Genomic DNA, 24,343 nt, shown 5'->3' with positions numbered 1-24,343 from the left:
TCATGGACCTGATTGCAGTCGATATCGACGGCACTCTTGCCAGCAACCGAGACCAGATGGACAAGTATCTGAGCGGTTTCTTCACCAGCTACCGCCGCTTTTTCAAGGCCATCCGCCACGCCACCGTGAACGTTGAGGTGGCCGATAGCGTACGCGATATGGCTGAACAGACCGGCGCTCAGATTGCCGTGATTACCGGCCGCGACGGCACCTACATGAAGGAACTGAACGAGTTCATCGCCCGCGCCGACATCAACCCCAAGTACGTGATTGCCAAGCCCGGCCGCGACCAGTCCGACACCGCCGCCTGGAAGAGCTCCATCCTGGATTCCCTGGAGGCAGACGGCCACCGCATCATCCACGCCTTTGAAGATAACGAGCACGAGGTGTACCTGCGCCGAGGCATCCCCGTGACCTGGGTGGCCCCGATTCGCGACTACGTGGGCGAGTGGCATTACGAGCCCGTGGGCATCGACCCCGTCGCCTGGGCCGCCGAACAGCGTGAGAAGCAGGCCGCCCGCGAGCGCCAGCAGCGCCGCCTGGCCGACGGCGTGCGCGCCCACGAACGCGCCGAGGCACAGAAGGACCAGCGCCTGGCTGCGTAGACCTCCTCGGTTTATAGGTCTCGGCCATAACCCGGACGCATCGGAGGGCGGCTCCTGACGAGCCCTGCATGAACCCTCCCAATCATTGACCGTAGCGTGAGGCGCCGGAAAGATAGGTTCTTTCCGGCGCCTCACGCTATGCAAAAGAAGATGCGGGGTTAGGAAGCCAGCAACTCGCGTATCCGCGCGGCGAAGGGGGCCGCCATCTTGTACTGCGTTTCGTCCTTCAGGTGCAGGCCGTCGGCCATATCACCCTCGGCCAGGTACAGGGTCAGCCAGTCCGAGGTGTCCATGAAGAGCACGCCGGTCTGCTGAGCCACGACCTTCGCCGCCTCGTTGGCCGTGTGACGCTTGTGGGCCTTCTGCGGATCGGGCGCGGCGGACTCGCTCATCGACACCACGCCGCCGAGCACAATCTTCGAGGAGGGGTACATGCGTTGCAGCTGCTGGATGACCCGTGTCTGGCGGTCCTGCGTCTGCTCCGTAGCCTTCGCCTCATCCTCGTCGACGTACATGTCGTTGCCGGACGCATCCAGGTAAATCACGCCGGGGGCGCCGCCGGGCAGGGCCCAGACGCTCTCCATTACGCCCTGGTAGTAGGAGGGGCAGGCGCCGGGGCGGGAGGCCACGAAGCCAACGCCGCCGCACCGGAACATGTGGGAGGTGAAGCCCGCCTCGGAAAGGCCCAGGCCAACCCACGAGGTCGGCAGAACCTGCGAATCACCGATGACGAGGGCGTCCTGCGCGCCCAGAGTCGTGGTGCTTCGGGGCACGTTCATCGCGGTGTCCCAGTAGAGTTCGGCCTTCTCGAAAGTCGTGTAGATGATTCCGCTCTCGGAGCGCCAGCCGGTCGGCAGCCCCTCGAGGCCGGCAAAATCGCTGTACTCGCGCTGCTTCCACCAGTGCGCGTAGACGCCGGAGTGCATGGCCACCGCGCCATGGGCTGCGGTATGCATGACCACGCCGCCCTGGTACTGCTGCACCGTGACGTCGGCGGCATCCTGGGAGGTAGTAAAGGGCTTCTGCACCTCGCCCACCGGGTGCGCGCCCTCCGCCCCGAAGGCCTCCTGCGCGACCCGGTCCATCTGCTGCGCCACGGTTTCGGGGGTGGGTTCCGCCGAGGGGCTCTCGGTGGGGCTTGCCACCGGGTCCGTCGAGGCGACGACCGGGGATTCCGGGTTGAGCGCCTGGGCGGTGGCCGCGGATGCGTTGGGGGCGCTGGAGCCCTCGACGGCGTAGAGGCCGAGGGAACCTAATGCGAAGACGCCGAGGACGGCGCCTACCGTGGTGACGCGTTTGAAATGGGGCCGGGTAGAAGACATACCTACAGTGTACGGTAGGTTCAACCCCAAGTGGAGAGCTTTTCCGAGGGGTTTAAGCAAAAACACTGAAAAATATGCACCCGAGTGCCGATAATTTGTGTGCCCCGGTTTCGGCTCCTTCCCGATCCGAATCCAATCGGCCCCGCCCCGTTTCCCGGCTCGGTGCCGGGAGCCGACGCTCTCTCGGGCATATCTCGGGCACGGAAACACCCCCTCCGCCCCGGCATCGTGCGGATGCCTGGGGGGAGAGGGGGTGTCTCGGGTGCGGCGTGCACCGAGCGACTCGGGGAGCCGCTCACGCGCACCGCCGTGCCAACGGGTTGATGCCTAAAGCAACACGACTAGATATCGGCGGCCTGAACCTTCAGTGCACGAGCCACGCCGTCGCGCGCCTCCGCAATCTGACGGTACAGTGCGGCGGCATCCTCGGGCAGGGAAGCCAGGTACGCCTCGGTACGCTCGAGCAGCTCAGCGGTCGGCACGCTCGGGTACATGCCACCAATAATCTGCATGGAAATCTCGTGCGAACGCGAACGCCAGATGCCCTCAATCTGCTCGAAGTACGGCTCATCGTACTGGGCAATCAGCTCGGGCTTGCCGGACTTGAAACCGGAAATAGCGTAACGCTGAATCATGTTCGACAGCTCGCCGGTCACCATGATCTTGTTCCAGTACTCGGCCTTAGCCTCGGCGGTCGGAATCGATGCGTATGCCTGGGCGGCGTACTGCTGACCGTTTGCGGTGTTGTCGTTCTCCAGCTCCTCGGCAATCTGCTCGGCGGAGAAACGGCCACCGGTTGCCAGTCGGCACACCAGGTTCCAGCGCAGGTCGGCGTCAATGTCCAGGCCCTCAAGGGTCAGTTCGCCCTCGAAGAGGCGCTGCACGTTGTCGTACTGCTCCTCGGTGCGGGTCTGGTTGATGAACGCCTGCAGCAGCTGCAGCTGAGCATCCGAGTCGGGCTCAGCGGCCTTGGCCAGCTCCCAGAGGCGGTCGGCCGCGCGGTGGCGGGTCTCCTCGCGAGCCTCGGGGGCCACGAAGGAGTGCAGGGTAGCGGACAGGTTGTTAATCTGGGTGCGCAGAGCGGTGGAGTTGGTCTCCTTACCGATGTTGTTCAGCACCAGGTCAACGTACTTGCGGGCCGGCATCTGGGCATCGCGCACGGTGTCCCAGAGCGAACCCCAGACCACGCCACGAGCCACGGAGGAATCGATGTCGCCCAGGTGCTTGATAGCGGTCTCGATGGAGCGCTCGTCCAGGCGAATCTTGGCGTAGGCCAGGTCCTCATCGTTCAGCAGCAGCAGGTCGGGGCGCTTCTTGCCGATAGCCTCCTCGACCACGGTCAGCTCGCCGTCAATGTCCAGCTCGATGCGGTCGGTGCGGGTCAGCTTGCCGTCCACCAGGTTGTAGAAACCAATCACGGCGCGGTGCGGGCGCAGGGTCTCGAAGCCCTCAGCGTAGGACTGGCGAATACCCAGATTCGAAATGTTGCCCGCCTCGTCGTTCTCAACCTCAACGGCGAGAGTGTTCACGCCGGCGGTCTCAAGCCACTTAGCGCTCCAGGCGCGCACGTCACGGCCGGAGGTGCGCTCCAGCTCCACCAGCAGGTCATCCAGAACGGTGTTGCCCCAGCTGTGCTTATCGAAGTACACCTTCAGGGCGGCCATGAAGTTCTCCTGACCAACCCAAGCCACCATCTGACGCAGCACCGAGGCACCCTTTGCGTAGGTGATGCCGTCGAAGTTCACCTGAACGTCGGCGAGGTCGCGAATCTCGGCCACAATCGGGTGGGTCGAGGACAGCTGGTCCTGGCGGTAGGCCCAGGTCTTCTCCGAAGCGGAGAAGGTAGCCCACGCCTCCTTGGCATAGCGGGTGTTCTCCGCGGCGGCCAGGGTAGACATGAACTCCGCGAAGGACTCGTTCAGCCACAGGTCGTTCCACCATTTCATGGTGACCAGGTCGCCGAACCACATGTGGGCCAGCTCGTGCAGAACGGTGATGGCGCGGCGCTCACGCAGAGCCTCCGCAACCTTGGAGCGGAAGACGTAGGTCTCCAGGTAGGTCACGCAGCCCGCGTTCTCCATCGCGCCGGCGTTGAATTCGGGCACGAACAGCTGGTCGTACTTCTCGAAGGGGTAGGGGGTCTTGAACTGCTCCTCGTAGAACTCGAAGCCCTGGCGGGTCAGCTCAAACATGTCCTCGGCATCAACGAAGGGCATGAGGGACTTACGGGCGTACACGCCCAGCGGAATCACGCGACCCTCGGAGTTAGTCAGCTCGCTGGTGATCTTCTCGTAGGGGCCGGCCACGATTGCGGTGATGTACGAGGACATGCGCGGGGTCGGCTTGAAGTACCAGGTGTTGGCGCGGCCGCAACCGCAGTCCTTCGGCTCAACCTTCACCTCGGGCTGGTTCGACACAACCACCCAGTGCGAGGGTACGCGCACCTCAAACTCGAAGGTGGCCTTCAGATCGGGCTGCTCGAAGACGGGGAACACGCGGCGGGAGTCCGGCACCTCAAACTGGGAGTACAGGTAAATCTCGCCGTCGGCGGGGTCCACGAAGCGGTGCAGACCCTCACCGGTGTTGGTGTAGAACATCTCGGCTTCGATCTTCAGAACGTTCTCGGCGGCCAGGTTCGGCAGCTGGATGCGCTCGCCGTCAGCCAGGTCGGTGCTGAGCTCTTCGCCATTGAGGTTAATAGACTTGACCGAGGAGGTGATGGCATCGATAAAGGTCGAGGCACCTTCCTGAGCGTCGAAGCGGATCTCAACGTTCGAGGCGAAGACATCCTGATCGGTGCGCAGGTCGAGGAAGATATGGTAAGAGTGAACGCGCTTGATAATGGATGCGCGCTCAATCGCCTCATCGCGGGTTAGGTTTAGGCCGGGCATTGGATTCCCTCTCCATAGAAGTGACACGGCGGACGGTGGCGCGGCGTGCCGTCCTGACACGCCGACGCGGTGCTCGGGCGTGCGCATCCGCCGCGCCGTTGGACTCGCTCAATGCTGTCGGGGCTTGCCGGTTGCGTCTGAGCGCTGCGGGTGGTGTTTTCTCGCGGGCGCTACGCATCGGGACACCGCAAAGTGCCATATCCCACAGTTTACCGTATGCGGGCGGGGCGGGTGCGGCTCCCCATTACCCGAACCCGCGCGAATTCGCTACAGTTAGTAGGTACAGACTAAGAGAAACCCCGAACCGAACCGGGGGAAAACATCCCAATTGAGGATGCGAGGCGTGCCTCGGCCCGGCCATTGCCGCCCCGAGCCGCACGCAACACCACACCAGGAGAGCACCATGCGCGTACACATCGCAACCGACCACGCAGGCCTCGAACTGAGCCACTACCTGATCGAGTCCCTCACCGCCGAGGGCTACGAGATGATTGACCACGGCCCCGCCGACTACGACCCGCTGGACGACTACCCCTCGTTCTGCATTAACGCCGCCCTGGGCGTGAAGCGCGACCGTGAGGCCGGCCTGGACTCTCTCGGCATCGTGCTGGGCGGCAGCGGTAACGGCGAGCAGATGGCCGCCAACAAGGTGGAGGGCATCCGCGCGGCCCTGGCCTGGAACCACGACACCGCGGCCTTGGCCCGCGAGCACAACAACGCGCAGGTCGTTGCTGTGGGCGGCCGCCAGCACAGCAAGGAAGAAGCACTGGAAATCATCAAGGTCTTCCTGGTTACCCCCTGGACCAACGAGGAGCGTCACGCACGCCGCATCGGCCAGCTGGCCGAGTACGAGCAGACCGGCGCGATTGCCGGCAAGCAGATTGACGCTGCCTAGGCTCTAAAATCTGAGGCGCATAGTGCAGGCTATGCGCCTCAGTCGTTTCTGCACTCCAGATAATCCGTACTGTTTATACCCGCGCTATTTCTAGCCGACGAGTTTTCGAGGGGGACCCGTGCCTGAAGGCCACTCTATTCACCGCATCGCCCGCCAGATGAGCGACGTGTTCACCGGCGAGCGCGTGCGCGTCAGCTCCCCGCAGGAGCGCTTCACTGATGGGGCGGCCCTGTTGGACGGGCACGTCATCACCGGTGCCTACGCGCACGGCAAGCACCTGTTCGTCACCTTCGATAACGAGCTGACCCTGAACGTGCACCTGGGCATCTACGGCAACTGGACCTTCGGGGGCGACGAGACGTTCACGGGCGCCTCGAGCATCGGCGCGCCCCGCAAGATCGGCGAGAAGGAATACGCGGCGGGGGAGGAGCAGCCCTACGCCGGCCCTCCCGAACCGAAGAGCACCGTGCGTTGCCGCATCGTTTCGGAGCACGGCTGGGCCGACCTGGTTGGGCCCACCATCTGCCGCGTGCTCACCCCGGAGGAGGTGCGCACCGTCCGCTCCAAGCTGGGCCCGGACCCGCTCAACTCTGACGCCGACCCCGAACGCTTCTACCGCGCGGCCCGCAAGAGTTCACGCCCCATCGGCGTGATTCTCATGGACCAGGCCGCCATCTCGGGCGTGGGCAATATCTTCCGTGCAGAATCGCTGTACCGCCAGAAGATTGACCCGCTGCGCCCCGGCAAGAGCCTGAGCGATGACGAGCTCAAGCGCCTCTGGGAGGATAACAAGCGCCTGCTGGTCATTGGCGTGCGCGTCGGACGCATCATCACCACCGAGCCCGAAGATCGCCCCGGTATTCCTGAGACCGAGGCCTGGCCCGAGCACGCGAACTACGTGTACAAGCACCAGGGCGAGGCGTGCCCGCGATGCGGCACCACCATCCGCATGGAAGAAATCGCCGGCCGCAAGCTCTACTGGTGCCCCGGCTGTCAGGTCTAAATTCTGTGCTGCCAGCGCTAATGTCTGAATATATCGAGCCCCTGAGAAGGTTCTCGGAGGCTCCGAGCGCGCGAGGAAACAAATCCGCATGTGGAAGCGGTTCCCACGATTCGTTCAGGATGGTTCTCGAGGGGATGACGAGCTGGAGCGTGCGGATTCCGAGCGCGCGAGGAAACAAATCCGCATGCGGAAGGGATTCCCGTCATCCCCTCGAGGGAAAAAGAAAAGGGCCTCGACGCGAAAGCGTCGAGACCCTAAACCTCGAGGGGATGACGGGAATCGAACCCGCGTAATCAGTTTGGAAGACTGAGGCTTTACCATTAAGCTACATCCCCGCATGGAACCTGACCATAGTATCGGTGTGGGGTGGAGCCTGTCAAACCCGGGGCGGGAGAGTTGTTGCTTGAACCCGCGCCCGCATCCGCCGTTCTGTTGGGCATTTAGCGGGAAAACAGGTAAACTAGGGCATTGACTGTGTTAAACGCTCCGGTGTTTAACGCGGTTAGTTTCACGGGGCGTGGCGTAGCTTGGCTAACGCGCCTGCTTTGGGAGCAGGAGATCGCAGGTTCGAATCCTGTCGCCCCGACGTGAAACGGTTGCCGCGACGCTACAGGGTCGTGGCGCTCTTTCCACTAAGCAACAGCGGCACGCCCGAGACCCGTGCCGTACCGAACGATATGAGGAGATCACGGACGTGAAGACCGCCGTCGAGAAGCTCAACCCGACCCTCGCAAAGATTGAGGTCGAGGTTCCCTTCGTAGAATTCAAGCCCTACCTGGACCGCACCTACAAGAACCTGGCTGGCCAGATTAGCGTTCCCGGCTTCCGCAAGGGCAAGCTGCCCAAGCAGCTCATCGAGCAGCGCGCGGGCTTCGACTACATCGTTGAGGCATCCCTCAACGACGCCCTGAACGACTACTACGCACAGGCACTGGGCGAGAACGACCTCTCCCCCCTGGCACAGCCCGAGCTGGACGTTCAGTCCCAGCCCACCACCGAGGACCGCGAAGCTGACATCAAGCTGACCATCACCGTGACCGTCCGCCCCGAGATCGAGCTGCCCAACTACGAGGGCATCGAGGTTGAGGTGGACGAGGTCGAGGTGACCCCCGAGGACGAGGTTCAGGCACTGGACGCTCTGCGCGAGCGCTTCGGCACCCTGAAGACCGTCGAGCGCCCCGCCGCCGACAAGGACTTCGTGACCATCGACATCGCCGCAGAGATCGACGGCGAGCAGGTGGACGCAGCTAACGACCTGTCCTACCAGATCGGTTCCGGCACCATGCTCGAGGGCATCGACGAGGCCCTGACCGGCCTGTCCGCTGGCGAGGACGCAACCTTCGAGACCAAGCTCTCCGGCGGCGAGCACGCCGGCGAGGAAGCCGTCATCAAGGTCAAGCTGACCGCTGTCAAGGAGCGCGAGCTGCCCGAGGCTGACGACGAGTTCGCACAGCTGGCTTCCGAGTTCGACACCATCGAAGAGCTGAAGGAAGACATCAAGAAGCAGGTTGCCGAGGCTAAGGTTGCCGAGCAGGGCACCCAGGCGCGCGACAAGGTCCTGACCAAGCTCGTTGAGCTGGTCGAGGTCCCCGTCCCCGAGAAGGTCATCGAGGATCAGCTGGAGCAGCACTTCAACGCTCCCAACGCTGAGCCCGGCCACGACACCGAGGAGCACCGCGCCGAGGTTCGCGAGAACACCGAGACCGCCTTCAAGAACGAGATGGTTCTGGACGCCCTCGCCGACGCTCTGGAAGTGACCGTCGACCAGGCCGAGATGATTAACTACATCATCACCATGAGCTCTCAGTACGGTATGGATCCGAACCAGTTCGCACAGATGCTGGACGGTTCCGGCCAGGCTGGCGCACTGGTCGGCGAGGTTCGCCGTTCCAAGGCTCTGGCTGAGGTCCTGAAGACCGCAGTGGTCAAGGACTCCAAGGGCAACACCGTTGACCTATCCAAGTTCCTGGGCCAGGGTGAAGAGGCAGCTGCCTAATCCCTCCCACGAATAGCTTGCGCGTGGTGCTTGCGGGGTAGCCTCCGCGGGCGCGTTGGCGCGCATATCGCATCGCCTCGGCGGGTGCTCACCGGTTTCGGTGGGTGCCCGCCGAGGCGTTTCTGCGCCTGCCCCGCAATCGTGTGCTTCCCGCGAGCGGCCTCGGGGCGGGCCGGTTACCGTCCCGGCAGGTGTGAGCTTCACCCCCTGGCGAACGGGCGACGCGCGGGGAGCGGGGGAGAGGCAACTATCGGTAAGGTAGTAGCAACGAAACTTTTCGCGTGCGCTTCGGCGCGCACTGTGCGCAAAGATGCCGCGAAGTCCCTAAGAGAAGAAGAGGAAGAATGTCCAGCTACATGCCTCTGCCCATCGGCGCCTCCCAGGCGGCCGGCGTGGCGCCCTCGCCGTCGATGGCAACCCCCATCGTTGGCGCCCAGGAAGATTACGTGTACAACAGCCTCCTGAAGGAGCGCATCATCTGGCTCGGCTCCGAGGTGCGCGACTCGAACGCTAACCTCATCTGCTCGCAGATGCTGCTGCTCTCGGCGGAGGACCCCGAGGCGGACATCTACCTGTACATCAACTCGCCCGGCGGCTCCGTGACCGCCGGTATGGCAATCTACGACACCATGCAGCTCATCCCGAACGACGTGGTGACCGTGGTGACCGGTATGGCGGCCTCCATGGGTCAGTTCCTGCTCACCGCGGGCACCATCGGCAAGCGCTACGCAACCCCGAACGCCCGCATCCTGATGCACCAGCCCCTCGGCGGCATCGGCGGTACCGCGTCCGACATTCGCACCCAGGCCGAGCTGATCCTGGACATGAAGAAGCGCCTGGCAGAGATTACCGCGGAGCGCACCGGTAAGAGCCTGGAAACCATCCTGAAGGACAACGACCGCGATAACTGGTTCAACGCGGAAGAAGGCCTGGAATACGGCTTCTTCGATCACATTGCCACCACCGCCGGTAAGCTGCCCGAGTCGAAGAACGCATAAGGGAGATGCACATGAACTACCTGCCGAACGATATCACCACCTCGGCGCCGGCTATGCCGAGCAACCGCTACGTGCTCCCCAGCTTCGAGGAGCGCACCCCCTACGGCTACAAGCGTCAGGACCCGTACGCCAAGCTGTTCGAGGACCGCATCATCTTCCTGGGCACCCAGGTGGACGACGCCTCTGCAGACGACATCATGGCTCAGCTGCTCGTGCTGGAGGCGCAGGACCCCGAGCGTGACATCACCCTGTACATCAACTCGCCCGGCGGCTCCTTCACCGCGATGACCGCCATCTACGACACGATGCAGTTCATCCGCCCCGAGATTCAGACCGTGTGCCTGGGCCAGGCGGCTTCGGCTGCAGCCGTGCTGCTGGCTGCCGGCACCCCCGGCAAGCGTCTGGCACTGCCGAACGCTCGCGTGCTGATTCACCAGCCGGCTCTAAGCGGCCAGCAGGGTGGTCAGGCCTCCGACATCGAGATTCACGCGAACGAGGTTATGCGTATGCGCGAGTGGACCGCCCAGACCCTGGCACTGCACTCGGGCAAGACCTACGAGGAAGTTGACCGCTCCATCGAGCGTGACAACATTCTGACCGCCGCCGATGCGCTGGAGTACGGCCTGGTCGACAAGGTCCTGGAGTCTCGTAAGCTGCGCAAGCCCGCGACCAACACCGCTATTTCCCACACCTAAGCCGCCGCCGGGTTCGATGGCTCGCCGAGCGAGTATCGGGCGCGATGAACGGTAACCGCTGTGAGAGAGGGACGGAACGGTTCCCGAAACCCTAGCGCCGTGCAGGCGCGGGGGTTTCGGGAACCGTTCCGTCCCTTAGCTTTATGCGACGCATTATGACGGATGCCGCAACGTAACACGGGGATGCTTTTAAGCCGTTGAGCGGCTCCTCTAGCCCCGCCGAAACCCCCGCGCAACGGGGTCGGTCAAGGAACGCCCCTAAACGTCATATTTGACCCGGTTCGTCATATGGGGACCGACTGTCTTCTTCGGGGGTCGTAATTCTGAGTTCCGGGGTGAACTCCGGTAGCCTAGAGAGGTAGAGATCATCTCTCACCGTGAAGAGCGCCCGGCCCCTCCGCGCGCCGCTCCGAGAGACGACCACACGAATGAAAGGGGATTCTCGTGGCAACAGACATTACTTTGCCCCCCGAGCCGCCCAACGCCAGCATGCGGTGCTCCTTCTGCAAGAAGACGCGTGCACAAGTATTCAAGATTGTGCTCGGGCCGAATGTCTCCATCTGCGATGAATGTGTGGAGCTCTGCGAAGAGATCCTGGCCGACGAGCGTCTGAAGGCAAACGCTCCGGTGGCCCCCGCATCCCCCAAGCAACTAGCCACCCCGCGCGAGATTTACAACCACCTCAACGACTACGTCATCGGTCAGGACGCCGCGAAGCGCACCCTGGCGGTGGCGGTGTACAACCACTACAAGCGTATTCACGACCTGGACAACCCGGTACTGACCTCCCGCACGCTCTCGGCGACGGCGGGGGAGCAGGTGGAGCTGGGCAAGTCCAATATTCTGATGCTCGGCCCGACCGGCTGCGGCAAAACCTACCTGGCGGCAACCCTGGCGAAGAAGCTGGATGTGCCCTTCGCCCTGGTCGACGCAACCACCCTCACCGAGGCCGGTTACGTGGGTGACGATGTGGAGAATATTCTGCTGCGCCTCATCAACGCCGCCGACGGTGACGTGGCGAAGGCTCAGCGCGGCATCATCTACATCGACGAGATTGACAAGATTGCTCGCAAGGGTGGCGAGAACCTCTCCATCACCCGCGACGTGTCCGGTGAGGGCGTGCAACAGGCGCTGCTGAAGATTATTGAGGGCACCGTGGCAACCGTCCCGCCGGAGGGCGGACGCAAGCACCCGGCTCACGCGAATATTGAGATAGATACCTCAAATATTCTCTTCATCGTGGCTGGTGCCTTCGACAATATTGACGACCGCATCGCGGCCCGCGTGGGTGCCGGCGGCATCGGTTTCGGTGCCGACCTGGGCGGTACGGTGAGGGACCCTCTCGAGCAGATTATGCCCGAGGACCTGGCCCACTACGGCATCATCCCCGAGCTGATTGGCCGCCTGCCGGTCATCTCGACCCTGAGCGAGCTCAACGAAGAAGAGCTGGCTCGAGTGCTGACCGAACCGAAGAACGCACTGCTCAAGCAGTACCGTCACCTCTTCGCCCTGGACGGCGTGGAACTGATTATTGACGATGCGGCAATCGCAGCTATTGCCCGCCTTGCCGCCGAGCGCGGCACCGGTGCCCGCGGCCTGCGCTCCATGATGGAGCAGATCCTGCAACCGGTCATGTTCGAGATTCCGGACCGCACCGACGTGGTATCCATCGTCATCGGTGAGGACACCGTACTCAACGGCGCGGAGCCCCGCTACGTACTGCAGGCCCCCGATCCGGGAACCGAGACCACCCGCACCGTGAAGGGGGAGGCGAAGACCGCCTCCCTGAAGGCCGCGGACCGTCAGGCGGCATAACCGAATACTTCCAGCCGAACAGGCTAGGGAATAAAGAAGCCGTCGCCCCGGTTATACGGGGTGACGGCTCACTAGCAGGTGCCGCGCTCAGAAACCGCGGGCTTGGCTGGTGCAGATATTAAAGGTGAACACAGGGTGCCGGGCTGCACGGGCGGTACGCGCATCCGTACAAGAGAGGAATACCCATGGCTGAGAACGCCCCCGCACAGGTTGATTTCTGGTTCGATCCGATTTGCCCCTGGTGCTGGATTACCTCCCGTTGGATTGGCGAGGTGCAGAAAGTCCGTAATATTGAGGTGACCTGGCGTCCCTTCTCCCTGTCCATGCACAATCAGGGCCGCGAGCTGCCCGCCGACTACCAGGCGATGATGGACCAGTCGTGGGCCCCGACCCGACTCATCACCGCCGTGCGTGAGCTGCACGGTAACGAGGTTATCAAGCCCCTCTACGACGCCCTGGGCGAGCAGATTCACCACAACGGCAACAAGGCCGATTCCTACCGCGACGCTATCGTCAAGGCCCTGGCGGAGGTCAACCTGCCCGAAGAGCTGGCGGATGTGGCCTTCACCGACAAGTACGACGAGCAGATGCGCGCTTCCCTGGACCTCGCCCTGAAGACCGTGGGTGGCACCGACATCGGTGTTCCGCTGATTTCCATCAACGGTACCGCCTTCTTCGGCCCGGTGATCTCCCCGAGCCCCGCTGGCGAAGAGGCGGGTAAGCTCTTCGACGGCGCCCTGGCGCTGGCTTCCTACCCCGGCTTCTTCGAGCTGAAGCGCCCCCGCACCGTGGGCCCGATTTTCCACGGCGAGGACGGCGAAGCCTAAGAACCCTGCAATGCGCGCAGGCTCGGTAGAGTCTGCGGCTGCAGAGCAAAAAAGTACCGCCCGGTCATGTTATTGACCGGGCGGTACTTTCTGTCTAACGGTGCCGAATTGCCGGATGCGGGTCAGGCTTGGCGGCTTCAGTTTTCAGAAGCCGTCTTTCGTGCTTTCTGCGCCTTGCGCTTAGCCCTGCGCTCCAGAACCTTCGGGTGCGTTGCGCGCTGCATAATCTTCGTATCGCGCATGTGGAAGGTGCGGGTTGCCGTGTACTGGACCGCCGCGTCCGAGGTGAACGCCAACATTGCGAACACCGCCACGCCCAGCTGGAAGAAAATCGTGGACAGCGGCAGGGATTGGTGCCCCCACAGCACGCCGCCGGTAATCGCCGCGAAGTTCAGCGCAGTCAACAGCAGAGCCAGTCGGCGAGCCTTCGACGAGCCGCGCAGCGTGCTCCACAGCAGGAACAGGTGGACCGCAGAATAGACGGCTACGAAGCCCACCAACACCGCGCTGGTGATGGTCAGCAGCACGTCGCTATCCACCTGATCGAATAGGCTCAGCAAATCAAGATCGTCGCCGGATCCTTCCTCCAGGAGCTTGGCACGCAGAGCCGGGCGGCTGAGCGCCAGAATGACGCTGTTGATAATGTCTGCGAGGGTCACGGCGATGAGCATACCCGAACCGACCAGCAGACTCAGCGGCATGCGGTACGCCAGGTCGTGCGCGCTGGAGAGGTGAATTTCTTCCTGCTCCTGCGGCTCCAGTCCTTCATTGTTCAGCACGATGACCGGGAGCGCGCCGTCCGTGCGGATCGCGTCGCCACCGCCGTTACGGGCGTGGTAGCCGGAGGAGAAATCGTGCAGAATCTCAACGTGAGTTTCCGGGTGAGCGTACTGAATGGACTCCACAATGTAGTCGCGTTCAAAGTCGGTTTCACCGTCAATGCGGTGCGTGACCTGCAGGGTGAAGAAGCTGAAACCCACCCCGGAGTCGTAGGTGCCCGCCGCTAACCAATCCACCTGGTGACCGCCAGGCAGAAGCCAGCCGTCCGGGGTTTTCCAGAAGCGCACGTGGTGGCGTTTCTCGGGGTTGCCGTCCACTTCCTTCTGGTAGGCGAAAGCCTGCGTCTTACCAAAAATTTTCAGCGGGGAGACGGGCGCCTCCGCGTAGGAACGGCGGGTGATGGTGGAGATAATAATCTTCCAGGAGGAGACGAGGGTGACGTTCTCAGCGCGGGTCCAGCCGGCGTCCTGCATGACCTGATGAATCTGCTCCTCGGTACCAATCAGACCGATATTGACCGGGTCACCGAGCCGACCGTCCGGGGTGCGGGTGCGCCCAATAAAGTAGTCGGGCACGTATATGCGGGTCATGATCGCATGAAAACGCGGTAGCGTCAGGTACGCGGTGACTGCCCAGAAAATGAAGGCAATGGGGAAACCCCAGAAAGAATGGCCAACCGTATTCGCCAGAATCATGAAGGTCAGCACGACGGAGGCCACACCGGCAAAGATGAAGAAGAGAGTGTCCCAGAAATCGACCCACAAGCTGCGTGGGACGAGGTTTTGCGCCGTGCCGCGCGCGTCAATATCACCACGGTAGACCGGTGGCGAGGTAACTGGGGGAGCGACATCGCTACGTATAGGCCGCAGGACGCGTTTTTGGTGGGACATTCCCGCCCTTTCTGTGCGCTGAACTGGTGCCAGAAAACTATACCAAAAGCTCGTTGCGCGGGAGCCCCGGTCGCGGAAGGCCCACGGAGGAGAATGGCCCGAGGTCTTTTCTGGGGGGGCTAGTTGAGGGGGAAGCCGTCCTGCACAATTGCCCGGTCTGCGGCAATGGTTGTCTCGTGGTGCAGCATGTCTCGACCCTCACGCATGAGGCGCACCCACTTGCGAGTTAGCTCCTCCAGCTCGGCTGCGTTCAGAGCACCGGAGGAGATACTGGCCTCATCAGCGGCGGCGGAGTAGGTGATGTGTTCGTGCCAGAGCTCATAGACCTCGTTGGTGTAAGAATCGTGGAGCGTCTGAGCGTGTTCGCGTGCCTGGCGGATGTATTCGCCGAGGACGGAGAGGTAGCGCTGGAGCTGGTCCTGGCTCGGGGTGTCGGTTGAGGGGGCGTCAGCCGTTACCGGGGTGGGAGAGCTCTGCCTCGCGGGTGAGGGGGCGGAGTAGTTCGCCTGCCTCGCAGGGGTGTGTTCTGATGCTGAATGGGGAATCATGAGCGGTCGTACGCGCCATCCATGGCGCGCGGGTAGGGTCGGGATGCGACATCGCACCCCGGCGGTGGGTAGTGGTGTGGCTGGTCGGCTTATTGGCTCGTACCGGTGGCGTGCGCTCGCTGAAGTGAAGTGAATTGAGGGGAACCCTCGCAAACCATCATACAAAAAAGTGACCGTCAATCTAATAAGGTTGATTAGCGGTTAGGGGACCCAAAAAATATGCACACAAACGCAATAATCTGCAATGAGAGGGTTTCAACCCCACATAATAGGGAGGGGAGAAGGGTTATCTGGGAGATAAATCCCCAGGTCCAGGGGATTCGGCGGGGGATTCGGGGGTGTTATAGCTGAGGCGCACGGAGCCGGAAGGCCTGCATTGCGAGTGGTCGTTGAGAACGAGATTTTATGCATGAAAAAATAACAAATTTCCTTTCGGCTGAAAGAAAAGAATAGAGCAATAGGGGCTCCGCTGGCATCGGTGCCCACCGGAGTTGCACGGAGTGTAGATAAGCGAGGCGGGGAGGTACCGAAATTACGGTACCTCCCCGCCTCGCGTTATTCACCATCGGTGCTTAGAAGGATCCGCGTCTCCGCGCAGGCTGAGCGTTGCGCAACAAGCGACGACGAATCGCGGATGCATCGCCTACTCGGCGGCTTCCTCCACCACGAGCACCACATCGCGAACCTCCAGCTCGCCCTCAGCTGCCACCAGGGAGAGCTCGCGTGCGTTACCGGCGGCCTTCAGGTCGCCCAGGCCGGCCTCGATGCGGTCCAGCTGCGCCTGCGGAGCCGCGATGGTAGCGGACTCAACCTCGGTGCGCTGCTTGACCTTCGCGTCGCTCTTTGCCTTGCGCAGGCCGCCCAGGGCCTCAGCAACATCCGGCAGGATCTGCTTGAGCGAGTCAATCTGAGCCGGGTTGGCATCAGCCAGGACCCACTGGGCCGAAATGCCGGCGGTCGGGTTCTGTGCAGAGTACTCAGCTAGCAGGGTGCCCTCCAGGATGGGCAGCGCCTGCGGCCACTCGGCGCGGTGCACGCTACCCGCACGCCACCAGGACCAAATCTCTTCGGTCACGAAGGGCAGGAAGGGCGCGAACAGGCGCAGCAGAGCGTCCAGGGTGGTGGCCAGAGCGGCCAGAACCGAAGCCTGCTCCTGCTCGCCGCGAGCACCGTAGGCACGGTCCTTAATCAGCTCGACGAAGTCGTCGGTGAAGGACCAGAAGAAGCTCTCGCAAATCTGCAGGGCACGAGCGTACTCGTACTTCTCGAAGGCGGCGGTTGCCTCTTCAATCAGGTACGCCAGGCGAGCCAGCAGGGAGCGATCCAGGGCGTTGATGAGCACGCGACCCTGAGCCTGCGAGGTGATGACGGACTTCTCGGTTGCACCCAGGTTCAGCACGAACTTGGAGGCGTTGAGCAGCTTGATGGCCAGGCGGCGGCCAATCTTCATCTGACCCTCGTCGTAGGCGGTGTCGGCACCCAGGCGAGCGGAAGCCGCCCAGTAGCGCACAGCATCCGAACCGTACTTCTCCAGAACCTCGTTCGGAACCACGACGTTGCCCTTGGACTTGGACATCTTCTTGCGGTCCGGGTCGAGAATCCAACCGGAAAGCGCGGTGTTGTACCACGGTACGGAGGAGGCCAGAGTCTCGGAACGCACGGCGGTGGAGAACAGCCAGGTGCGGATGATGTCGTGACCCTGCGGGCGCAGATCCATGGGGAAGGTCTTTGCGTGCAGGTCCGGGTTCACGCCCCAACCGGTCGCAATCTGCGGGGTCAGGGAGGAGGTGGCCCAGGTGTCCAGAACATCCGGGTCGGCCACGAAGCCGCCGGCCACGCCGCGCTGATCCTCGGTGTAACCGGGAGCGGTCTGCGAGGCGGGGTCCACCGGGAGCATATCCTCGGTAGGCAGAATCGGGTTCTCGTAGTCGGGCTCGCCCTCGGCGTCCAGCGGGTACCAGACGGGGAAGGGAACACCGAAGAAGCGCTGGCGAGAAATCAGCCAGTCGCCGTTCAGACCCTCAACCCAGTTCTCGTAGCGGCTACGCATGAAGGAGGGGTGCCAGTTGATCTCGCGGCCGCGCTCGATGAGCTTCTCGCGGCGGTCGGCGTCGCGGCCACCGTTGCGGATGTACCACTGGCGCGATGCGACGATCTCGAGGGGCTTGTCGCCCTTTTCGTAGAACTTCACCGGGTGGGTAATCGGCTTGGGGTCGCCGTCCATTTCGCCGGCCTCAACCAGCATCTCCACGACGGTCTTCTGCGCGGTGAAGACGGTGGTGCCTGCCATGCGCTCGTAGCGCTCGCGGCCCTCAGCGGAGGTAATCCACTCGGGAACCTCGCGGGAGAAGCGGCCGTCGCGGCCGATGAGTGCGCGGGTATCCAGCTGCAGCTCGCGCCACCAGGTGACGTCGGTGGTGTCACCGAAGGTACAAATCATGGCGATACCGGCGCCCTTGTCGGGCTGTGCCAGCGGGTGAGCCTTGATTTCGACCTCAACGCCGAACAGCGGGGAGGTGACGGTGGTGCCGAAGAGCGACTGGTAGCGCTCGTCGTCGGGGTGTGCCACGAGGGCCACGCAGGAGGGCAGCAGCTCGGGGCGGGTGGTCTCGATCCAGACCTTCTCGCCGTTGGGGCGGTGGAAGCTGATGCGGTGGTACGCGCCGGGACGTTCCTTGTCTTCCAGCTCGGCCTGGGCGACCGCGGTGCGGAAGGTGACGTCCCACATGGTGGGGGCCTCTGCCATGTAGGCGTTGCCTGCTTCCAGGTCCTTCAGGAAGGCGAGCTGGGAAACCTTGCGGGAGTGTGCGTCGATGGTGCGGTAGGTGCGCGACCAGTCCACGGACAGACCCAGGGTGGTGAAGAGGTTCTCGAAGACCTTCTCGTCCTCAACCGCGAGTTCTTCGCAGAGCTCGATGAAGTTGTTGCGGGAGATGCGCGGCCACTTTGCCTGGCTGCGGTCAGGCTTGGGGGTGCCGTCTGCCTTCCAGGTGATTAGGTCGCGGAAGGAATCGTTGTCGGGCACGGAGGGGTCGCAGAGAACGCCGTAGTAGTTCTGAACGCGGCGTTCGGTGGGCAGACCGTTGTCGTCCCAGCCGAGGGGGTAGAACACGTTCTTGCCGGTCATGCGCTGGTAGCGTGCAATGACGTCGGTCTGGGTGTATGAGAACATGTGACCCACGTGCAGGGAGCCGGATGCGGTCGGCGGCGGGGTGTCGATGGAGTAGACCTGCTCGCGAGTGGTGTTCTCGTCGAATGCGTAGGTCTTCTCATCGGCCCAGCGCTTCGAGAGCTTCTCTTCGAGGCCTTCGAGGGCGGGGCGGTCGGGAACGTTAATCTGTACGGGCGAGTCTGAGCCCAAAATGTTTTCAGCCATAAGGGCTATTTTCTCATATTCACGGCATTCTCTCAGCTTTCAGCGCCGGCCGTGCGCCGAGGATGTGGTGAGTCACGGCCTCGATGGCCGTTCGCGGGGTGCTTCGAGGGGTTGTCAGGGGCGTTCGTAGCGGGTGATGGCTTCTTCGAGGCGGCGCAGAAGCCGGTCGTATCGCGGGGCGAAACGTGCGCGGCGCAGGGCAACGGCGGGTCCGCGGGAGTGGATGAGCTCATCCCAGGAGGCGGGGTCCAGGTAGGTCTGCCCCAGGAGTAGATGTACCTCGATGGGGTAGGGGGTCCCTGTGGAAGCTCGGTACGTGGCGGCTCGCTGCTGTAATTCTCGGCGGCGGGTTCGGAGGTCGGTGATGCGGTGGCGTTGAGATTTCACGGTGGTGCGGTAGATAGGGGGGTGGCGGGGGAGAAGCCTCGGAAGCGCTGCTCGGAAATGCTACAGGAATAGGTCATTAATACCCGAAGGTAAATGTGTTCCGCGGATCATTTCAACACGTGACTCGACCCTATGCAGGCATCATTCGGGGGCGTAGACTGAAATAGTACCAATCCTGAGGAGGCATTGATGAGTACGTTTAGTTTCTTTGGTTTGGGTGCTTTCGAGACCGCCGTTCTACTGATTCAGGTGGTACTGGTGGCGGCATGCATCGGGCACCTTAGCTTGCGAAGCGGCTATGGGGAGGCGCGCATGCGCTTCGTTCTTCCCATTATCGCTTTCGTGCCGGGTGCCGCGATTCTCTATCTTATGTCTGCACGCGAGGGGACGGTTCCCCCGGACACCGTGAAGACCGGTAGTAGCTCGCCCGTGTACTTTGAGCACCGCCTCGGCTACCGCGATGGTGGCCGTAGCCGCTGGGGTCTTCCCCGTCGCCGCAAGTAATCGGGGGGGGCGACGAGGTTCTTTTGAGCCGTGAAAACCTTGAGCTGTGAAAACCTTGAGCCGTAAAAACCGAAAAAACCAAAAAATGTATGCCCGGTGTGTTTCGTTGTGGAGCACGACCGGGCATCGTTTTATTAGGATAAAGATATGACTAAGAACACTTACATTCCTCCATCTCCCTTTCGCTCCTGGGCCGGAGACGGCAAAGTGGCCGTGGTGACCGGCGCGTCCAGCGGAATTGGTCGAGCTACCGTGCATCAGCTGGTTGCCACCGGGTGGACGGTGTACGCTCTGGCTCGCCGCACCGACCGTCTTTACACCCTGCAGCAGGAGACCGGGGCGCATCCGGTCACCTGCGACGTAACCAACGAGACCGCCGTTGCTTTTGCCGCCGAGCAGATCCTGGGTGAGCAGGGAACCGTTGACGCCCTGGTCAATATTGCCGGGGGAGCCATCGGCCTGGATCCCGTCTCGGAGGGTAAGCCCGAAGATTACCTGCAGATGTACCGCATGAACGTGCTGGGAATCCTGAATACGGTCCGCGCCTTCAGCGGGGCACTGCGCCAGAATGGTCACGGCACGATTCTGAATCTGACCTCCACCGCTGCCGAGCATGGGTACGAGGGCGGCGCCGGGTATAACGCCGCAAAGTTTGGCGCTCGCGGCTTGACCGAGGCGCTCCGCCTGGAGGAGGCGGAACATAACGTGCGCGTCATCGAGATTTGCCCCGGCATGGTGCACACCGAAGAGTTTTCCCTGAACCGCCTGGGTTCGCAGGAGGCCGCCGACCGCGTGTATGAGGGCGTACCGAATCCGCTTACCGCCGAGGACGTAGCGCAGACCGTAACCTTTGCGCTCAACGTTCCGCACCACGTTAACCTGGACCGCGTTACCCTGCGCCCGGTGGCTCAGGCCAGCCAATTCAAGGTGATTCGCGCCGAGGGGTAGCGTGCCATCGGCCCTCTCTGCAACCCCTCATTGAGAAGTTCTGCGGATAATACGCGCATAACCCCGTTTGGGGGATGGGTGAAAGCTCACTCCCCGAAGCGGGGTTTTCTCAGGTAGTTATAAGGTTTTTCCTCACGGAATAATGCATAGGTTCGTTAAACGTCAGCAAAAGGGAAGTTTAAGAATCGTCATATCCTGATACGGAGAACTTGAGTAAGCGAATTGGTATGTATGCAACCTCTTTATAGGGGAGTGTTTTATAACGATTTGATAACACTTGAATAGAGGATGCGATAGGGTGCCGGTAAGAACAGGGGCGAATGTTAGCCTTTTAGCATCACACCCATATTGAACACCCGATGGCCTTCGAAGAGGGGGGCGCATATTCCCGGGGTTCACCACCGATGATTCAGAGATCGAGGAACAATGTCGAAGACTACCCGTCGCGTCTACAAGATTGCAGCAGCGGCAGCCTTTACCGCAGGCTCCGTTGCCGCTATTCCGGCAACCTTTGCGGCTGAGGCTCCCGCAGACCAGAGCGGTACGACTGTTGCCGTCACGCAGCACCCCAACGGTGAGGTAAACGTAGAGGTTACTGCCCCGGCCCCGGCTTCTACCGAAGCACCGAAGGCTGAGGCTCCGGCGCCGGCTGCTACCGAGGCTCCGAAGACTGAAGCACCCAAGGCTGAGACCCCGGCCCCGGCTGCTACCGAAGCACCCAAGGCCGAGACCCCGGCCCCCGCTGCTACCGAAGCACCGAAGACCGAGGCACCGAAGGCTGAGGCCCCGGCCCCGGCCGCTACCGAAGCACCCAAGGCTGAGGCACCGGCCCCCGCTGCTACCGAGGCACCGAAGACCGAGGAAACCCCGAAGGCAGATCCCAAGACCGAGCAGGCCAATCCCGCCATCGAGATTGAGGAAACCGACTTCCCCGCAGACGCCACCATCAATACCATTACGGTTCGTGCATCCGGTTTCCAGGGGGCCAAGGTGGGTGCCTCTGTTAACGTGAGCATCTACGCTCTGGACGCTAACCAGCAGATTACCGGTGAACCGATTGCAACCATCACCGTTGACGCTGGCCAGATCAAGGACGGCTCATTCAACGCTTCCCTCAGCGTTCCCGCAGCTCAGCTTCCCGCCGGCGCATCCTACGCTCTGGTTGCTGTCAGTAACCCCCAGGCTCAGCCCGCCGAGAAGCTGGTGGCTCTTTCCTCCTTCAAGGTAACCGAGACTACCACTCCGCGTGATCACACCCCCAAGGCTGATGAGACCCCGGCCCCCGAGACTCCGGCTCCCGAAACCCCCAAGGCTGATGAGACCCCGGCTCCCGAGACTCCGGCTCCGGAGACCCCTAAGGCTGATGAGACTCCCGCCCCCGAGACTCCCGCCCCCGAAACCCCCAAGGCAGAGACTCCCAAGGCTGACGAGACTCCGGCTCCCGAAACCCCGGCAGTACCTGAACCCCAGAACGCGACCCTCACCACTGAGAGCGCAAGCCTGGACCCGAACGACGAGTACAACGTGGTGACTGTCAATGGCGCGGGCTTCACCCACGAATCTGCTTCCCGCGGCGTGCAGGTGGCCATCTACCGCCTGGATGCCGACGGCAACATCACCGGTGAGGCTCTGGCCGTTCAGGATGTGCCCGCATCCGAGATTATGGAGGGCACCTTCACCGCTAAGCTTTCCGTGCGTGCCGATCGTCTGCTGCCCGGCTACGTGTACGCGCTCGTGGCTACCAGCGACCCGAACGGCCTGGTACATCAGGTGGCTGTCACCACCGCCTCCGTGAGCGATGCGGACCACCCGGCCCCCACGGTGCCCGCGGCAAGCAACGACGATAACACCACCGTTCGCGATAACGGCGACGGCACCACCAGCGTCTTCACCGCGGAAATGAGCGAGGACGGTTCCGTGACCGTGACCGAGACTCGCGTTCCCTCCTCGCAGGCTCCCAAGGCCAAGGTTGGTAACACCCCGGTGACCGCTTCTTCCCAGAGTGGCCACACCGTGAGCGCTCGCGATACCGCCGGCCGCACCACTTCGGATAGCTCTTCGAAGCCGCAGCTGGCTCACACCGGCGCTGAAGGTGTCGCAGGTATTGCCGGTGTCGGCGCCGCAGCGCTGATCGCCGGTGCTGCGCTGATGCTTCTGCGTCGCCGCAGCCTCTAGGGTTGATCCTTTCGCGTAACGCCGTATGAAACGTCCTCGTGGTTTCCTCGGGATTAAAATAATCTCGGGATACCGCGAGGACGTTTCTGTGTGTTCAGAATAGTGAGGGCGCACGAGATGCGGCGCTCCACGGAACGTTGCAGCCGCAATGGACGGACAGACCGGTGTCGATTTGTTCATGACAGGGTTCCCGCGCTCGCGGGGGTGGGGGTTTATCGGTTCCGAGCGTCCCGGAAGTGAAAGCCTCGAATTTCGAGGGGCCCGGATAACCCTGTCGAAGAATTTGCCGTTAGGTTGCAGAATACCTCCCGAATCGGGAAGAGGGGAATGAGAAACGATGAGCGTGCAGGCAGTGCAGTACGACCGCTTTGGGCCCGTGGAGAATCTGAAGCTCGTGAGCGTACCGGGGGAGAGCCCCGAAGCGGGGCAGGTAAAGATTGCGGTGCGTGCGGTCGGCCTGAACCCCGTGGACTATAAGATTTTTGAGGGCTCTCCGCAGCTCAAGATGCTCTCGCGCGCCATGAAAATCAGGAACCCCCGCCGCTGGTTTGAATCAAAGAAATCGCAGTTCCCTCGCGGAGTGGGGCGTGATTTCTCCGGCACGGTGCTCGAGGTGGGGCCCGGCGTATCGGGCTATCGCGTGGGCGACGATGTCTTCGGAACCATCGTCAGTGCCCCCGGCCTGGGCACCAAACGGGGATCTCTGGCCACGGAAATTTGTGTGAACATCGGCGACATTGCGCCTAAGCCCGCCTCCATTGATTTTGAGCACGCGGCCGCAATGGGTGTCGCGGCCCTGACCGTGGGAGGCGCCTTCCGCCATATTGGCGTGGGTGAGGGCGATACGGTGGTCATCTCCGCGGCTTCGGGCGGAATTGGGTCCGTCGCCGTGCAGTATGCCGTGGCTCGCGGTGCACGCGTCATTGGCATTGCAGGGGCCGCGAATGCCGAGTTTATCAGGTCGTTGGGGGCCGTGCCGGTTGCTTATGGCGAGGGCGTGGGGGAACGAGTGCTCAAGGCGGCCGAGGGTCGCGTGACAAAGTTCCTGGACTGCTACGGTGGCGACTACGTGACCCTAGCCTTTTCGCTGGGGTTGAAGGGCAAGGACATTGGAACCCTCGTTCCCTCGCCCAAGGTCATGATTAGGGGAGCACAGTTTACGGGCCCCCGCCATTCGGAACACGGGGACTTCGAGACCCTAGCCGAGCTGGTCGCCGATGGGAAGGTGTCAATTCGCTTGGATCGCGTGTACGGGTTCACGATTGAGGATGTCCGTGCGGCCTACCGCGATTTGCAGGCCGGTCACACGCGTGGCAAGAGAGTCATTCGCATCGCCGGTGAATAGGGGATTGGCGCTACTGATTGATGCGAGACCTCAAAAACCTTACACCCGAAAGAAAATAACTATATGTGCATAAATGTGCACATATAGCACTGCAGAGTCTACCTATTTACGTTCGCTTCAAACCCTCACCTTGAAGGGAGAGTTGAGGTATTTTACCTAGTCGATATGTTTTGCGGATGATTAGTGGGGGAGATTTGGGTAAAAAACCCGTTTTGTGGTTCATTGCATAAAAAAATAGTTGGCTCGTAAAGCGTATTGGGCCTCAAGAGGCTTTTTCTATTGATAGTGTGGAACTACCGATAAATAGAGCGATTCCCCTCGCGCGGACTTCCACCTCAGATGG

At 62.3% G+C, this 24,343-nt stretch carries 18 protein-coding genes and 2 tRNA genes; 13 read left to right on the top strand and 7 right to left on the bottom strand.

Annotation, left to right across the window (positions count from 1 at the left end):
• The first annotated feature begins 2 nt into the window (after window positions 1-2).
• Window positions 3-605: a phosphatase domain-containing protein gene (locus HMPREF2674_RS06810; RefSeq protein WP_070483980.1), complete on the top strand. Its 603-nt coding sequence runs from the start codon at window positions 3-5 to the stop codon at window positions 603-605.
• A gap of 158 nt (window positions 606-763) precedes the next feature.
• Here HMPREF2674_RS06810 and HMPREF2674_RS06805 read toward each other — a convergent pair whose 3' ends face one another.
• Window positions 764-1,927: a GDSL-type esterase/lipase family protein gene (locus HMPREF2674_RS06805; protein WP_070825239.1), complete on the bottom strand. Its 1,164-nt coding sequence runs from the start codon at window positions 1,925-1,927 to the stop codon at window positions 764-766.
• Window positions 1,928-2,268: 341 nt separating this feature from the next.
• Entirely contained in the window at window positions 2,269-4,818 is a 2,550-nt protein-coding gene (gene pepN, locus HMPREF2674_RS06800) for an aminopeptidase N (RefSeq protein ID WP_070825237.1), read from the bottom strand.
• A 403-nt stretch (window positions 4,819-5,221) separates the two neighbouring features.
• On the opposite strand from pepN, the gene HMPREF2674_RS06795 reads away from it, so the two are divergent.
• A complete protein-coding gene (locus HMPREF2674_RS06795) occupies window positions 5,222-5,713 on the top strand; it encodes a ribose-5-phosphate isomerase (RefSeq protein WP_070483988.1) in 492 nt (163 codons plus the stop codon).
• 118 nt (window positions 5,714-5,831) lie between these two features.
• Window positions 5,832-6,716, top strand: coding sequence for an Fpg/Nei family DNA glycosylase (locus HMPREF2674_RS06790; RefSeq protein ID WP_070825235.1), 885 nt, complete (start codon window positions 5,832-5,834; stop codon window positions 6,714-6,716).
• Window positions 6,717-6,980: 264 nt separating this feature from the next.
• Here HMPREF2674_RS06790 and HMPREF2674_RS06785 read toward each other — a convergent pair.
• Window positions 6,981-7,051: transfer RNA gene (locus tag HMPREF2674_RS06785), tRNA-Gly, on the bottom strand.
• Between the two features lie 176 nt (window positions 7,052-7,227).
• Here HMPREF2674_RS06785 and HMPREF2674_RS06780 point away from each other — a divergent pair.
• The 6 genes from HMPREF2674_RS06780 to HMPREF2674_RS06755 all read left to right on the top strand — a co-directional run bounded on the left by HMPREF2674_RS06780 (window position 7,228) and on the right by HMPREF2674_RS06755 (window position 13,047).
• Window positions 7,228-7,302 (top strand) — tRNA-Pro (locus HMPREF2674_RS06780).
• 108 nt (window positions 7,303-7,410) lie between these two features.
• On the top strand, window positions 7,411-8,712 hold the full coding sequence (tig, locus tag HMPREF2674_RS06775) for a trigger factor (RefSeq protein WP_049331341.1): 1,302 nt from the start codon (window positions 7,411-7,413) through the stop codon (window positions 8,710-8,712).
• Window positions 8,713-9,056: 344 nt separating this feature from the next.
• A complete protein-coding gene (locus HMPREF2674_RS06770) occupies window positions 9,057-9,710 on the top strand; it encodes an ATP-dependent Clp protease proteolytic subunit (protein WP_049331339.1) in 654 nt (217 codons plus the stop codon).
• Between the two features lie 5 nt (window positions 9,711-9,715).
• Window positions 9,716-10,405, top strand: coding sequence for an ATP-dependent Clp protease proteolytic subunit (locus tag HMPREF2674_RS06765; protein ID WP_080974895.1), 690 nt, complete (start codon window positions 9,716-9,718; stop codon window positions 10,403-10,405).
• A gap of 489 nt (window positions 10,406-10,894) precedes the next feature.
• A complete protein-coding gene (clpX, locus tag HMPREF2674_RS06760) occupies window positions 10,895-12,220 on the top strand; it encodes an ATP-dependent Clp protease ATP-binding subunit ClpX (protein ID WP_210400130.1) in 1,326 nt (441 codons plus the stop codon).
• 185 nt (window positions 12,221-12,405) lie between these two features.
• Complete coding sequence (locus HMPREF2674_RS06755) at window positions 12,406-13,047, top strand: DsbA family oxidoreductase (RefSeq protein ID WP_070825231.1); 642 nt, start codon at window positions 12,406-12,408, stop codon at window positions 13,045-13,047.
• Between the two features lie 137 nt (window positions 13,048-13,184).
• Here the strand turns inward: HMPREF2674_RS06755 and HMPREF2674_RS06750 are convergent, their stop codons facing one another.
• The 4 genes from HMPREF2674_RS06750 to HMPREF2674_RS09310 all read right to left on the bottom strand — a co-directional run bounded on the left by HMPREF2674_RS06750 (window position 13,185) and on the right by HMPREF2674_RS09310 (window position 19,028).
• Window positions 13,185-14,591 carry an LssY C-terminal domain-containing protein gene (locus HMPREF2674_RS06750; protein ID WP_371441258.1) on the bottom strand — a complete coding sequence of 469 codons (1,407 nt, stop codon included), beginning with the start codon at window positions 14,589-14,591 and terminating at the stop codon, window positions 13,185-13,187.
• Between the two features lie 245 nt (window positions 14,592-14,836).
• The gene (locus HMPREF2674_RS06745; protein WP_049346474.1) at window positions 14,837-15,265 is read right to left on the bottom strand and encodes a hypothetical protein; all 429 of its coding nucleotides are present in this window, start codon (window positions 15,263-15,265) and stop codon (window positions 14,837-14,839) included.
• 643 nt (window positions 15,266-15,908) lie between these two features.
• Entirely contained in the window at window positions 15,909-18,641 is a 2,733-nt protein-coding gene (valS, locus tag HMPREF2674_RS06740; RefSeq protein WP_070825228.1) for a valine--tRNA ligase, read from the bottom strand.
• 114 nt (window positions 18,642-18,755) lie between these two features.
• Entirely contained in the window at window positions 18,756-19,028 is a 273-nt protein-coding gene (locus HMPREF2674_RS09310) for a hypothetical protein (protein WP_141761815.1), read from the bottom strand.
• Between the two features lie 189 nt (window positions 19,029-19,217).
• Here HMPREF2674_RS09310 and HMPREF2674_RS06735 point away from each other — a divergent pair, with 189 nt between their 5' ends.
• From HMPREF2674_RS06735 to HMPREF2674_RS06720, 4 genes are all read left to right on the top strand, one after another.
• Window positions 19,218-19,532: a hypothetical protein gene (locus tag HMPREF2674_RS06735; protein ID WP_049331327.1), complete on the top strand. Its 315-nt coding sequence runs from the start codon at window positions 19,218-19,220 to the stop codon at window positions 19,530-19,532.
• Window positions 19,533-19,679: 147 nt separating this feature from the next.
• Entirely contained in the window at window positions 19,680-20,480 is an 801-nt protein-coding gene (locus HMPREF2674_RS06730; RefSeq protein ID WP_070825226.1) for an SDR family oxidoreductase, read from the top strand.
• Window positions 20,481-20,906: 426 nt separating this feature from the next.
• Entirely contained in the window at window positions 20,907-22,655 is a 1,749-nt protein-coding gene (locus HMPREF2674_RS09625) for an LPXTG cell wall anchor domain-containing protein (RefSeq protein ID WP_070825224.1), read from the top strand.
• Window positions 22,656-22,992: 337 nt separating this feature from the next.
• Window positions 22,993-24,000, top strand: a complete 1,008-nt coding sequence (locus HMPREF2674_RS06720; protein WP_070825222.1) for an NADP-dependent oxidoreductase — start codon at window positions 22,993-22,995, stop codon at window positions 23,998-24,000.
• Window positions 24,001-24,343 lie beyond the last annotated feature (343 nt).

Origin of the sequence: Rothia sp. HMSC062F03 (assembly GCF_001836905.1) — a bacterium.
Lineage (GTDB): Bacteria > Actinomycetota > Actinomycetes > Actinomycetales > Micrococcaceae > Rothia > Rothia mucilaginosa_A.
This window is presented reverse-complemented; position numbering and strand designations above follow the sequence as displayed.

Bases quoted from the DNA above. Each gene is read 5' to 3' on its own strand.
- HMPREF2674_RS06810 (WP_070483980.1), top strand. From the start codon at position 3: ATGGACCTGATTGCAGTCGATATCGACGGCACTCTTGCCAGCAACCGA.
- HMPREF2674_RS06805 (WP_070825239.1), bottom strand. From the start codon at position 1,927: ATGTCTTCTACCCGGCCCCATTTCAAACGCGTCACCACGGTAGGCGCC.
- pepN (WP_070825237.1), bottom strand. From the start codon at position 4,818: ATGCCCGGCCTAAACCTAACCCGCGATGAGGCGATTGAGCGCGCATCC.
- HMPREF2674_RS06795 (WP_070483988.1), top strand. From the start codon at position 5,222: ATGCGCGTACACATCGCAACCGACCACGCAGGCCTCGAACTGAGCCAC.
- HMPREF2674_RS06770 (WP_049331339.1), top strand. From the start codon at position 9,057: ATGTCCAGCTACATGCCTCTGCCCATCGGCGCCTCCCAGGCGGCCGGC.
- HMPREF2674_RS06765 (WP_080974895.1), top strand. From the start codon at position 9,716: ATGCACATGAACTACCTGCCGAACGATATCACCACCTCGGCGCCGGCT.
- clpX (WP_210400130.1), top strand. From the start codon at position 10,895: ATGCGGTGCTCCTTCTGCAAGAAGACGCGTGCACAAGTATTCAAGATT.
- HMPREF2674_RS06755 (WP_070825231.1), top strand. From the start codon at position 12,406: ATGGCTGAGAACGCCCCCGCACAGGTTGATTTCTGGTTCGATCCGATT.
- HMPREF2674_RS06745 (WP_049346474.1), bottom strand. From the start codon at position 15,265: ATGATTCCCCATTCAGCATCAGAACACACCCCTGCGAGGCAGGCGAAC.
- valS (WP_070825228.1), bottom strand. From the start codon at position 18,641: ATGGCTGAAAACATTTTGGGCTCAGACTCGCCCGTACAGATTAACGTT.
- HMPREF2674_RS06735 (WP_049331327.1), top strand. From the start codon at position 19,218: ATGAGTACGTTTAGTTTCTTTGGTTTGGGTGCTTTCGAGACCGCCGTT.
- HMPREF2674_RS06730 (WP_070825226.1), top strand. From the start codon at position 19,680: ATGACTAAGAACACTTACATTCCTCCATCTCCCTTTCGCTCCTGGGCC.
- HMPREF2674_RS09625 (WP_070825224.1), top strand. From the start codon at position 20,907: ATGTCGAAGACTACCCGTCGCGTCTACAAGATTGCAGCAGCGGCAGCC.
- HMPREF2674_RS06720 (WP_070825222.1), top strand. From the start codon at position 22,993: ATGAGCGTGCAGGCAGTGCAGTACGACCGCTTTGGGCCCGTGGAGAAT.